Below are 13284 nucleotides of genomic sequence, written 5' to 3'. Positions count from 1 at the left end.
CCAGACCTTTGGTGACCCCTCTGTGGGCAGTGGTTCCATCAGCGAACTCTTCGGATAAGGACATCAAAATGACATCTCTTAAACTTCAAAGAGTCCTCTTTGCAATTGTATTCACTCTCACTGCCAGCGCATGTGGCAGCGAGGTCTCTGATCCGGCGGAGGATGAGACGAATGCTTCGCAACCCAGCGAAACCGCAGAACCCGATTGGGCACCCGACTGCAGCAGTGACACTGAGCACTTCACAACTAAACTCTGGCAACCCTTCTTGAGCTACCAATGTATATCCTGCCACCAAGTCGACAGCATTGCTTCCAATACAAGAATGGTGCTCTCCCCAACCAATATGCAGCATAACTTCGAAACCCTATGGGAGCTTGCTCGAATAGAAGATGCAACCGGCCCGCTACTCTTGCAGCACCCAAGTGGACAAGGCAGCTCAGAACACACCGGTGGCAACTTGATTGAGATGGGCTCTAGCAATTACCGCGCACTCGAATATTGGATAGGTAGATCTAGGCAAAATATCGCCTGCCCTGATGAAACTGATGGCGAAGAGCTTGAACCAGGCGGCGATGGTGATGGTGAGCTTTCAGCAATGCAGCCAGGCCCAAGGCTTTTAAGGCGACTTAGTCACCAAGAATACCGCAACACCATTCACAGCATCTTCCCGTATTCCATCGATACTGACCTGAGTTTAGCCCCCGACAATGTGGTGGAAGGATTTGCCAACAACACCGATGCACTCTTGGTTTCGCCGCTCCTGGCAGATCAATACCGAGGCATTGCTGAAACCGTCGCGCTAAGAGCCGCGCAAAATATATCCGGTCATACCAGCTGCGATCCGGAAGCCGATGGACCATCAACTTGCACCAGCCAATTGCTCGCTGAACTGGGTCAAAAAATATTTAGGCGCCCTCTTAGCTTAGAAGAGGCACAACGCTATTTTGACCTTTGGTACGATGTGGCCAGCGAAGATGGTTACCTCCAAGGCATTCAATGGATGCTCACGGGTATGCTTCAATCGCCGCATTTTTTATACAGAAGTGAAATAGGTACACTCCAATCGCAGGGTGACTATCAGCTCACATCCTGGGAAATTGCCTCTGAACTATCGTATAACCTCACCGGGACGCTTCCCGACGAAGACCTTTTTCATGCAGCCAGTTCGGGACTTCTCGACAACGAAGAAGGTATTCTCAGCGAAGCATCCCGCCTTATGCAAACCCAGGCTGGTGCCAATAAGTTTTGGGAGTTTATGGAATCGTGGCTCGGCCTTGACCAGCTGATGCTGGTAACGCGAAGTACTGAAGATTATCCCGAACTCACCCCATCGATTCGTCAGTCTATGCTGGGACAAACAAGGCGCCTCACTCAAGATGTGTTTATGGGTGGCCAATTGGGACAACTCTTCACAAACTCAAGCACCTATCTCAACGAGGAGCTTGGGCAATTTTACGGAATTGCTGTACCGGCGGATGCTGCTACCAGCGACGGATTTACAAAAGTATCGCAGGCAACGGAGTACCGCGGCGGAATCCTCACGGAGGGTGCATTTCTAACGACCTATGCAAAGGCCAATTCATCCTCGCCAATTCATCGCGGCATTCTCGTGCGCGAGAAACTCTTTTGCCAAACCCTCCCCCCGCCACCGGCTAACCTTGATACTTCCCCACCTCAAATGGATTTAAGTAAAAGTACACGAGAGCGTTATTTGGAGCATTCTCAGAATCCTGCATGCAGTGGTTGCCACAACTTGATTGATCCCATCGGCTTTACCTTCGAACACTTCGACGGAATCGGGCGCTTTCGTGAGGTTGATGGAATCCACGGCATCGATGCCTCGGGAGAAATCACGGGTACCCAACATACGAATACCACCGTGAATGGTGCTCGCGAACTTTCAACACAATTGAGTAACAGCCAAGATGTACAGGCCTGCTTTACGGAGCAATGGCTTCGCTACACATATGGATTGCATCAAGAGCCTCTCCTCGAAACAACCCTGGAGAACCTAGAAACGAACTTTGTTTCAAACGGGGCGGATATTCAAAGTGGGCTTCTCGCCATGGTCAACACACCCCACTTTCGCACACGAAATGCAGACCCAGAGGCCACAGATACAACAGCTCAAGACTTAACCATCGTTTGGACGACGAACGAGCTGCTTGGCGGGCGTGAAGAACCTATCCTCGATTCACCATCGGGGCCGGCCACTCCAGAGGGGCTATCCGTGGAAACCATAGAAGCAAGCCGTTGGAATTCCGGTGCCTGCTTCGATGTGGTCGTAACCAACAATTCCGACGCAACCATTACCTGGGAAATTGAAGTTCCGCTTGAAGGCAATTTGGAAAACATTTGGAATGCAGAGGTTACGCAAAACCTTGTGACGAGCTTGGTGGTTCATGGCGTAGGGTGGAATGCTTCACTGGCACCCACGGGGACAGCCAGCTTTGGGTACTGCACCAGCTTCTAGATCGCAAAACAGCATGCATCTTCATAGAGCAAATGCGGCGTCGGATTTACCAACAATGATGAAATTAGAACCGAAGAGATAATGATTTGGTTCACCCTACTTTTCTTATAAGCTCCAGCTTAACCTAGCCATCTGGAGAAAACATCCCATGACTGCCCAGGCTGTGAACTACTCTCTTCAAAACGACATCGCTCTGATTCAAATGGACGACGGGAAAGTGAATGCACTTACCCACAGCATGCTCGATGAACTCGATGCTGCACTTACGAAAGCCGAACAAGAAGCTAAGGCTATTGTTTTTACCGGACGAGCAGGCAGGTTTTCCGCAGGCTTTGACTTAAAGGTCATGATGGCAGGACCAGAATCAGCCAATGGGCTGCTCAAAAAAGGCGCGCCCTTCTTCATGCGTCTCTATGGTTCACGTCTACCTTTGGTTGTGGCCTGCAGCGGGCACGCTGTGGCAGGCGGTGCACTCATGACACTCTGTGGTGACGTTCGGATCGGAGTAGAGGGCCCTTTCAAGATTGGCCTGAACGAAACAGCTGTAGGACTGCCTTTACCCATCATTGGCATCGAGCTGGCAAGAGACAGACTCGCTAAGACTGCACTCAGTGCCGCAACTCTTGGCGCCTTCATCTATGACTCAAAGAGCGCCGTCAAGGCAGGTTACCTTGACCAAATCGTGGACGGCGATAGCTTAATGGAAACGGCGTATCAGGCCGCAACAGTATTAGCGGGATACAATTCGATGGCATTTTACGAAACCAAAAAGAGACTTCGTGGAAAAACCATCGATTACATCAATGCCACCCTGGACGACGATTTAGCCAACTTTGCTAAAGCAATGGGCGCAGGCTAAACCCAGTGGCTCCCGACCGCCCATCCATTCGTACACCAGCCGGTGTTGCCAGACTTACGCTGGCCTTTATTTTCTTCTACCACGGGCTTGTTCCTAAAATTCTGTTTCAGCATCCAAGCGAAGCTGCGCTCATAGAGGTCCACCCAATTGGCATTGCTACCAACATTCTGATTCTCGCAGGCGGCATTGCCGAGGTGGGATTGGCAGTGTTGCTGGTATTGTTGTGGAAGAAGTCCTGGCCATTGTGGGTAGCTGGTATCGCGCTGACCGGCTTATTTATGGATGTTCTGATATTCTCACCAGAGGTCACCATTCAAGCGTTCAACCCAGTCTCGCTGACCATCGCCAGCCTCGCACTTGTCTGGATTGCGCTTCAAGAATCGAGAGACGAAAACACTTAAAGCCGCCCACTCACCAAGTAGCATCCGTGTCGACCGCACTGGCTTCAAAGTTTAGATAAAACCACCAGCCTAGCGTCGAGCCATCCGGACCGGTGTCTCGTGCGTCAATCGTTGAACAACCGGAAGCACTCCCCGGCAAGATACTGTCCACGGGTTGTCCACCAACCACCGGTAAATCGTCTGGTAAAGTGATTTCTGATGCTCGCTGCTCCGACATAAATCCGCGGATCAAACCACCGACCATGCTCACGCCTTCGCCATCCGCAGAATACTGAGCGGACACCCTAGCTGATTCAAGCTCGACCATAATACCGCCGATATCCAGGACCAGATCCACCTCATCGGAAACATAGCAATCTGGAGCGACGGAACTCACCGGCGGCGAATAATCGGAGGTCGTACCATCCAATAAACCTAAGCAGTCCGAAGTGGCTCCAGCTTCACTGTTTGAATAGGAGCTGTCTTGCAAGGGATCAGCCGAGTCGACACTGCATACTGTAGTCGCTAAAGGACTACTGCAGCGACCATCGCCAATGCGAATCAGTCCCGAGCCACCCGGCGAAGTTTCTAGCGGGTTCACAAACATGAGTAAGCTCAAATCAAGATCTCCATCGGCATCGTCATCGGTGGTGATACTTGTTTGAATCATACTGTTTACCGAAGGAGCCAAGCCCATAGGCGCGCCTTCATCGGTTAAGTCGATGCAACCGATAAACGGAGCCTCCACTGCAATATGTGGGTCTCGAAGAACCAACTCCTGAACGCGGTACATAATAGAAGCATCGGCGATGTCACTGGCGTCAGAGGCATCACTGAGGTCGTCACCAGTTTCAGTCTCGCCGCCACACGCCACAAGTGTTGCCAATAAAGCTATCGCCAAAATCTTTTCAACTAGACTCGTCGAACCCAAACTATATCCCATGCTGAACCCCCTTCGATGAGAAACCACCCACTTCCTACTTAAAAGTGTAGCGCCCTTACCTACCGCGTGCCAGCCAGCTTGATTGACGGTCGGGCCAAAAAAAATCCCCGACACCTGCTTCCAGATGCCGGGGATTATCTATTCATCTTGAATGGGTCAGCTCGCCTGATTCGCAAGCCTTGCCTTGATAGGATTGACGAAAGCCTCAACGACACCGCCAATGATTGCGCCTACGCCGCTAACCACATCACGTAGAGCTTTAAAGGTCTGCATCTCGTGAGTTTTTCCAGTCAAAAGACTCGATAATTCCTTAACGACAAAGATCCCGAGTAAAACAGCTCCGATACCCCAACCGACCGGTCCAGCAGAGGCCATAAGCGCCATGCCGACTACGGGTTGAGCAAGCCGTGCGATACCAGCAGCTGCCTGGGTTAGTCCTCCACCAACAGTTTTCAAAGCTCCAGTCAGGCCGCCCTGGTTCTCACCTTGAAGCACCAAAGCTTGGCCCTTGGTTGAGGCGATATCACCGATTTTTCGAGGAGCGTCTAGAATCGCAGCAACACCAGCAAATGGGACACTGACCAAGCCGCGGACGATATTTGATAACCCTTCAGCGAATCGAAACTTGGTAAGAGCTTTCAATCCCGCCCAGATGCCCGTTTTACCGGTAACGGCTTCTACAAGCTGAGCACCACCATTAAGCGGTTTGCTCTTTTCTACCGAGGATGTCGTTGCTACCGCTAAAGCATCCGTTGAAGTTGCTACATCCACACTTGAGGTTCCACTGCTAACACGGACAAGTTCGGTGGTTCCAACCGCCAATGTGGGATTGCTTTCAGGATTAGGCGTAGAAATGACGGGAACCAAATTAACTTCACTGGCACCTGACTCAACCGCAACTGCGTCCATGGTGGTAGCCATCGCTCCCTCACTGAGAGAGCGGCTTAGGGCATCCATTTCTTTTGGAGCAGTGCTTGGGATTAAAGCCGAATGCAATGCTGGCTCACTCTTCGCGCGCGGCAATAAGGTGGGTCGAATGTTGGTCGAAGGCGCCTCGAACGAATCTCGCGCAATCGGGAAATCAGAAACACCACTTTTGACTGCAGGCTTTTTAGAGGGTTCGGCTGGAGATTGGCACTTACTTTCCCAGAAAGACACCATATCTGAAACAGAGCGACGCTCTGGGTTTACCGGAAGGTTAATTTGAGGTGAAAGCGCGTTTGTCATTATTCGTATCTCCAATGCTCCGTGCAATCGTTAGATGCTGCACGCGTTATGTCTTGCATTGTTTTTCGGCAGCGATACGACATTGTTGCTTCAAAATGTTCGCTAAACGATCAGTCCGGCGATGACACAATAGGTCAAAACTGGGTCTGAACTTTGTGTTACCGGGGTAGAATATAAAAGCCGGCATTGATTTGGGGATCTGGCTTTTTCGACGTTTTCGGCTCTTTTACTTGAGGTAACGGGGCCAACTGCAACGCCGGGTGCTCACCACTCCGCTCCAATGGCAGATTACTGATTTTACTTACTTTTTTTCTCATAAAAATGGTCCCCAATCTAGGGCGCCGGTTGCGCCTCCATGATCTAGTATCGGCAGGACCACTTCTTCTGTTGCGTCTATTTTTCCTAAAAATATCATAAGGATATTTCGGCACTGGGGCACTCCTTCGTCGTTTGTGTGCCCCCCAAGCACGCGCTATCATTTCTTGGGACGATGAATGGGCCTTATATGTTCATCGAAGACGAAATAAGTCAGAGGTAAAGCATGAGTAACGTTACAGATCGCGTCAAAAACCGGCTTGAGATGGATGAGACCGATGAAGCATTCGGCGGTCTAAAAAGCGCCTATCTCGAGGTATTTCTCAACAACGCGACTCAAATTGGAAAGGTCATGGACCTCTCCGAGCATGGTTTAAGAGCTCGCCTCAATCTCGAACTCGATAAAGTCCCGAGTGCAGGCAGCCTTCTTCATAACGTCAGTCTTGGAACTGCCATGAGCCGCCAAGCTCTGTCACGCCTGGTTGTTCGCAGAGTCACACCGGTAGATGACCAGCATGTAGACATCGGCCTAGAGGGCGAAGATGAAGAAACTCGCGCTTCTCTTTGGCGCGTTTGGCATGAGCTTCAAACAGTTAAAGAGGCAGAAGACTACACCACAGAAATTCCTGAAAAACTTCCGGTTATTCCTGGCCGCGGTCACTACACCGAAAAGGCTAGAAAAGAGCGTATCGAGTTCATCCGAGGTTATACAAGCCAACCACTTGAAACTCTTGACGACACGCGCTTTGACGCAGAAAAGCTAACTGGGAACATCGAGAACTTTGTAGGTAGCCTCGACATTCCTGTTGGACTAGCTGGGCCTCTCTGGTTCAACGGAATGAATGTACGCGGGCCTATTTATGCGCCCATGGCAACTTCTGAAGGAGCTTTGGTTGCCTCTGCAACAAGGGGTGCAACAGCAATCTCTCGATCAGGCGGAGTTACAACACGAGTACTTCGCCAAGTCATGATGCGTGTCCCCATGTTTGTTCTCAATACAAGTGCAGCCGCAAGTAAGTTTAGGCATTGGATTGAAGACCATTTCGAAGAAATAGCAGCCCAAACCCGATTAGTATCCAGACACGCTAAACTACGCCGTGTAACACCTGACCAAGTTAGTAACCGCGTGAATGTTACCTTCTCTTATGAAACCGGTGATGCCGCTGGCCAAAACATGACCACCTCCTGCACATGGAAAGCCTGTCAGTGGATCTTGGATCAACTCCGTCATTTTCCTGAAATTCAAGTGCAGAACTTCATGGTCGATGGAGGCATGAGCGGCGACAAAAAGGTTAACTTTCAATCCTTTCTTACTGGCCGTGGTACCCGGGTGACCGCCGAAGCCCTGATCCAGAAAGACACCCTCGAGCGCATTCTAAAAGTTAGCTCAAGACAGATTGAAGATGGGCACATGGATGCAATGAGCTCAGGTGTGAACATCGGTATGATTGGTAACAACGTAAATATTGCCAACGTGATTGGAGCTATGTTCACCGCATGTGGCCAAGATATTGCCTGTGTTCACGAATCAAGTCTTGGTACACTTCGCTTTAGAGATGCCGGTGGAGACCTGCACGTCACAATGGATCTTCCTGCCCTCATCGTAGGAACAGTTGGTGGAGGAACCAGCCTACCTGCCCAAGCCGATTACCTTGAAATGATTGGCTGCAAAGGTGTTCATAAAGCTGGCCGCTTAGCCGAGATCATCGCAGGCTTCTGTCTATCGCTGGACTTATCGACTGCGTCAGCAATGGCCAGTGGTCAGTTTGCAGCAGCACACGACCGCCTTGGACGTAACCGCCCTGTTAAATGGTTTACACTCAACGACTTAACACCCGATTTCTTTCAACGTGGATTCAAGCGCGTATACGAAGACCCTGAACTCACTGTCACGAATATTGAAGCCACCGAACTTGAAGTCGGTAGCAGCATCGTCACCGAAATGACATCACGCCAAGTGGAAAAAGTGGTCGGCCTCATTCCACGAAAAATTCACTATAAGAAATCTGATGGAACCGAAGGGCACGATGATGTTGTAATAAAAATCAAACCAACTGATACAGAAGTGATCCACGTGGCCAACACCGTTGCTCAAATGTGTGCGGGACATCTCGCAAGTGCCCACGATAAAAACAAGAGCCGCACCGGGTTCAAGGATTGCCACATAAGAGAGCTTGCAATTTACAAGCAAAACGACCCACGCTTTCAAAAATATGCTCCTAAAATATTCGAATGTTACAACAATGCCGAGCGTGAAGCTTATGTCGTTGTCATGGAAGATATCAGTGACCTCGAACTCATGAATACCGCAGACGATGTGAGTGAGTGGACAGATGCACACATTCGAGCTGCTATCGAGGGGATTGCTGAGCTTCACTCCATTAGCTTAGGGCAAGAGGACGCGCTCCGCATGGCACCATGGATTGGGCATGTGATGACCACAGAAGACATGCTCGAGATGACCCCACTCTGGCGAGCATTGGTCAATCATGCAGGCGAAGAATTCCCCGAATGGTTCCAAGAAGAAGATGTCGATGCATGCCGTCAAATGATTCAAAATATCGGTTGCTGGTATAAGGAAATTGAAACCATGCCACGCTGCTTGGTCCACAATGACTTTAACCCGCGAAATATTGGTTTCAGACGAGATGGTGATGATCTCACCCTTTGTGCCTACGATTGGGAATTGGCCACAATCAATATCCCACAACGAGACCTTGCGGAATTACTTTCGTTTACACTGCACGGGTCGGCCTCGAAACTACAAATCGATACCTATATCGAATACCACCGAACCTGCCTGGAGAAAGCTTCAGGTCAATCCCTCGATCCAGTTACATGGCGGCGTGGCTTTATTGCAGCATTACACGACTTCACAATAAGTCGGGTTTGTATGTATCTAATGTCACATACTTTCAGGAATTATAAATTCCTGGAACGTGTTGTGCGCTCGGTTCGTAATATGGGAACCATCATTCAAGACGGGAAATAGGGAAGTTTTATGACTGAAGAAAAGCAGATCAATGAAGTCCTTCAAGAAGCTATCATTCGTTATTCACAAGTATGGGAAGATTACGACTTGCTCATCAAGGGTTTAAACATTGGACCTGATGACCATATTCTGTCAATTGCCAGTGCTGGCTGTAATGCCCTTGCTATGCTTCTTGAAGAGCCCCGCAGTGTTACGGCCGTTGATTTAAATCCCTCTCAAACAGCTGTTTGTCATTTAAAAAAAGCTGCTATCAGTAAACTCTACTACGAAGAGTTCATCGTTTTGATGGGTGTTCGTACAGGGCATGACCGCTGGGCTCTGTACCAACAGATTAGGCCCGATATGCCTGAAGATGCTCAAGCCTTCTGGGATAAAAATCGTGATGTCCTCGACATGGGAATTGTGCATTGCGGGCGTCTTGAAAAATACTTTCGGGTATTTCAAGAAAAGTTCATCTCAGCTGCCGTACCTGACGATGTGCTGGAAAACTACCTAAACCAAGGTGGCAGTGAGGCGCAAAAAGAGTTCTTTGAAAAATATTTTAATGAGCCGAGGTTCAAAGAGACGTTTAAGCAATATACCAGTCGCGACATGATTGCAGAACATGGTCGCGACCACTCTCAATTCAAATTTGTTGAGGTCGAAGATGTGGGCCAGTTCTTTCACGACCGATTTCGGCATGTTTGTGAAGATCTACCAACCAAAGACAACTTCTATCTGGAGTTTTTACTAACGTCGAACTACGCCGACTTAACCAAGGGCCCTGCATATCTACGCCCGGAGAATTACCTCAAACTTCGAAGCCTCATGCCTCGATTCCATATTTTGAATAAACCACTCGATGCATGCATTCAGGATTTTGACCCTGGGCACTACAGTAAAGCCAACCTCTCGGACCTTTTTGAGTATCTGTCTGAGGAACAAACCGAAGGTTTCCTGAAAACATTGGGCGAAGGTATGCGTGAAGGTGGCAGAATCGCCTATTGGAATCTCTTGGTACCGCGCTCACGCCCGGAGAGCCTAGCTAATATTCTTACTCCGAAAAGAGAACTCGCTAAGTCGCTTTGGGAAAATGACAGAGCCTTTTTCTACGGTGACTTCCATATTGATGAGATTGTAAGGAGCTAGCTGGCGAGGATCAGCTCCGTCTTACTTCTATCCGTGCATTTATTCCCGCCAGGGAGTTCAGTTGTCACCTTCCGTCCATCGCAGTCGTCTCCTCCTCATGGGAGCTTTCCTCACAATTCTTTGGGGCTGTGCGGGGAAACATCAAGAATCTCCAACCGCTCAACATGGGCTCCTCGATTTATCCGAATGGGATTTCTCTAGAAACGGCAATGTTACCCTCAAAGGTGATTGGCTTCTTCTTTGGGATGAGTTCCAAGCACCTGGATCCATCGAGACTTTTCGTCAACTGCATCAAAACATCATCCAAGTACCTGGCTTATGGCACACACAAAACCATCCAACCCTCTTGGGCCAAACACTTCCCAGTCAAGGGCATGCTACCTATGTTGTTGAGGTGAAGCTGCCACCTGGTATTCGCTCAGATGATTTAAGTATCTCCACCCAGGCCATTGGTACCGCGGCCAACTGGACCATCACCGAGCCCAGTGGAAGCCAGTCACTGGGTAAAATGAATCAAGGTGTTGCAGCTCGGTCACTCAATGGCACAATACCTGTTCGAGTAAACACGTCTATTAATCTTGGCTCATCTGAGCAAAAGTCCATCGTCATTTGGGTACATCTAAGCAATTACCATGTTGCCCGAGGTGGTATTTGGAACGCGCCGCATCTTGGCCTCTCCCAAGTGATGGCTCAAGCCATCTATAAACAGACTCTACTCAACGCAGCCATACTCGGGCTCTTGATGATTGTGGCACTCTATCACCTTGTACTCTTCCTGCAGCGCCGAGAAGATCTCCCGTCTCTCTACTTTGCTTTGGTCTGTCTCGCGGTTGGTTTACTGCACTGGATGAGTTCGCGCTTTTTCCAGCAATTGGGAATGGGCTGGTCTCAACAAGGCTTTCACTGGGTCTCATTTCTTGAAAATATCGCCATGCCTCTTTGCGTCATGAGCATGTATGCCTTCATCCACAGCCTATTACCCAACGAACGCTTCAAAGAACTGGGAATGGTTTTGGGCCACGCCGCTGGCGCTGCCTTGATTCTACTCACCCTATTCACCGAACCCACTACCTACTCCTCATATCTTTACCTCTACCATCTTCATATCTTAGGGGCCCTGCTCTGCGTGGTCGGATTCTTAGGCCTTAAATCTATTCAAGGCAGCCCCCTCGCTCGCTGGGTTTTACTCGGCTTCGGTGTCCTTATCGTTGGTACCGCCAACGACATCATGCTGGCCATGCAAATCATCGACACCATTTACATCGGACCGTTTACCTTCATTGCCTTCGTGGTCTTACAAAGTGGCATTCTCTCAAACCAGGTATCCAAGGCCTTTAAGAGAGCAGAGCACCTGGGGCAACATCTGCAACGGGAAGTCACTGAGCGCACGGAAGACTTAAGATTCCAAACCGCCGAGGCCCAAAATTACACCCGCGAAGCATTGCGCCAAAAAGCCAAAGCAGAATCTGCCCGGCTCGCATCTTTAGAACTCAAAGAAGAAGCCGAGCGCTATGCCGAACAACTGGAAGAAATGGACCGAGTCAAAACACAGTTCTTCCAAAACATGTCCCACGAGCTTCGTACGCCGCTCACTCTGATTCTCAATCCGCTGGAGTCCCAAAGGCGTGAGCAACCGGACAATCGCGATATTGAAATTGCTACCAAAAACTCTATGCGTCTCTTGAGGCTGGTTAATCAGCTCCTCGACTTTCAAAAAATATCGGCCGGTAAATCAGAATTAAAGCTGGAACCTCTCGACCTCAATCGCTTCATCCATATCTGCGGTGATTACTTTCACTCGGCTTGTTCCAACAAAGATATCGAATTCACGGTGACCCGCGATGGACAATCCCTTGATGAAAAAGAACCACCGGTTTGGGTCATGAGCGAAACAGATGCCTTGGAAAAAGTTGTTTTCAACTATCTCTCCAACGCTCTCAAATATACGCCTACGCGTGGAAGCATTGAGCTTGGGTTCACCGTTCAAGATAATCATGTAAAACTTTTTGTCCGAGACACGGGCCCCGGTATTTCCAAACCCGGCCAAGCCAAACTCTTCGAAGTGTTTAGCCAAGTTGATGAAACCACCACTCGGGCGTACGAAGGCACTGGACTTGGACTGGCCCTGGTGAAGTCACTGATTGAGCAAATGAATGGCCAAGTGGATGTTGAAAGTGAAGTGGGCACCGGAAGCACCTTCTTGGCGAGTATTCCTCTTTGCCCGGCTCCAGAGAACGCTGACAACTTAGAGTTCTCGGTTAAGGAATGGCTACTAGACAAAGACCAAGGCGAAACTGGCACCGAGACAACCCAAGAGCTTGAGGCTCTACCCGATATAGGTGAGCGCCAAAACGGACTGGTGCTGGTGGTGGATGACCTCGCCGACATGCGCACCTTAATTGGCGGTACACTTCAAAAAAGCGGCTACCACGTAATCACCGCGCCCAATGGCAAACGCGGTTTAGAGCTAGCCCAAGAGCTGCAGCCAGATCTCATTTTAACGGACTGGATGATGCCTCAAATGAGCGGCCCAGAACTCATTGCCGCCGTTAAAGACGACCCCAAGCTTAGCTCGACGCCCATGATTTTACTGACTGCGAAAAGCGACGATGAGAGTAAAGTGTTGGGTACAGAAATTGGCGCCAATGCTTTCCTGGGCAAACCTTTTAACGACCAAGAGCTCACCAGCATGGTTCGCAATATGCTTTCGTTGAAAGCGCGGGAACGTGAAGTTGAAGAGCTTAACCATCAGCTCACAGAAAACGTGCTCAAGCGTTATCTGCCACCAGGACTTGTGGAAGATATCATTCGCGGCGATTTTGAATGGGTCGTAGAGCCCAGGCGACGGTCCATCACCGTCATGTTCAGTGACCTCTGCGGTTTTACGCAGCTTGGTACGCGACTCAATGCAAAAGCCTACGCTGGTCAGCTCAATGATTATCTGACACTCATGAACGAAATAATTT

At 49.6% G+C, this 13284-nt stretch carries 8 protein-coding genes; 6 read left to right on the top strand and 2 right to left on the bottom strand.

From position 1 onward, the window contains the following. The first annotated feature begins 68 nt into the window (after positions 1-68). The 3 genes from HOK28_09835 to HOK28_09825 all read left to right on the top strand — a co-directional run bounded on the left by HOK28_09835 (position 69) and on the right by HOK28_09825 (position 3734). Positions 69-2474: a DUF1588 domain-containing protein gene (locus HOK28_09835; GenBank protein ID MBT6433382.1), complete on the top strand. Its 2406-nt coding sequence runs from the start codon at positions 69-71 to the stop codon at positions 2472-2474. A gap of 148 nt (positions 2475-2622) precedes the next feature. Beyond that, positions 2623-3333, top strand: coding sequence for a crotonase/enoyl-CoA hydratase family protein (locus HOK28_09830; GenBank protein MBT6433381.1), 711 nt, complete (start codon positions 2623-2625; stop codon positions 3331-3333). Between the two features lie 26 nt (positions 3334-3359). After that, positions 3360-3734, top strand: coding sequence for a DoxX family protein (locus tag HOK28_09825; protein ID MBT6433380.1), 375 nt, complete (start codon positions 3360-3362; stop codon positions 3732-3734). Between the two features lie 10 nt (positions 3735-3744). On the opposite strand, the gene HOK28_09820 is transcribed toward HOK28_09825, so the two are convergent. Together HOK28_09820 and HOK28_09815 are read right to left on the bottom strand one after the other, a co-directional pair. Beyond that, positions 3745-4656: a hypothetical protein gene (locus HOK28_09820; GenBank protein MBT6433379.1), complete on the bottom strand. Its 912-nt coding sequence runs from the start codon at positions 4654-4656 to the stop codon at positions 3745-3747. Positions 4657-4812: 156 nt separating this feature from the next. After that, positions 4813-5883: a hypothetical protein gene (locus HOK28_09815; GenBank protein MBT6433378.1), complete on the bottom strand. Its 1071-nt coding sequence runs from the start codon at positions 5881-5883 to the stop codon at positions 4813-4815. Between the two features lie 541 nt (positions 5884-6424). Between HOK28_09815 and HOK28_09810 the strand changes: the two genes are divergently transcribed. The 3 genes from HOK28_09810 to HOK28_09800 form a co-directional block, all read left to right on the top strand. Then, positions 6425-9190, top strand: coding sequence for a phosphotransferase (locus tag HOK28_09810; GenBank protein MBT6433377.1), 2766 nt, complete (start codon positions 6425-6427; stop codon positions 9188-9190). 9 nt (positions 9191-9199) lie between these two features. After that, the gene (locus tag HOK28_09805) at positions 9200-10318 is read left to right on the top strand and encodes a DUF3419 family protein (protein MBT6433376.1); all 1119 of its coding nucleotides are present in this window, start codon (positions 9200-9202) and stop codon (positions 10316-10318) included. Positions 10319-10379: 61 nt separating this feature from the next. Beyond that, on the top strand, positions 10380-13284 hold a 2905-nt coding region (locus tag HOK28_09800), incomplete at its 3' end, for a response regulator (GenBank protein ID MBT6433375.1).

This window comes from Deltaproteobacteria bacterium (assembly GCA_018668695.1).
Lineage (GTDB): Bacteria > Myxococcota > XYA12-FULL-58-9 > XYA12-FULL-58-9 > JABJBS01 > JABJBS01.
Note: the sequence above shows the minus strand (reverse complement) of the source record. Positions and strands in the feature narration are given on the sequence as shown.

Coding starts and splice junctions, on each gene's coding strand:
- HOK28_09810 (MBT6433377.1), top strand. CDS start 6,425: ATGAGTAACGTTACAGATCGCGTCAAAAACCGGCTTGAGATGGATGAG.
- HOK28_09805 (MBT6433376.1), top strand. CDS start 9,200: ATGACTGAAGAAAAGCAGATCAATGAAGTCCTTCAAGAAGCTATCATT.
- HOK28_09830 (MBT6433381.1), top strand. CDS start 2,623: ATGACTGCCCAGGCTGTGAACTACTCTCTTCAAAACGACATCGCTCTG.
- HOK28_09835 (MBT6433382.1), top strand. CDS start 69: ATGACATCTCTTAAACTTCAAAGAGTCCTCTTTGCAATTGTATTCACT.
- HOK28_09815 (MBT6433378.1), bottom strand. CDS start 5,883: ATGACAAACGCGCTTTCACCTCAAATTAACCTTCCGGTAAACCCAGAG.
- HOK28_09820 (MBT6433379.1), bottom strand. CDS start 4,656: ATGGGATATAGTTTGGGTTCGACGAGTCTAGTTGAAAAGATTTTGGCG.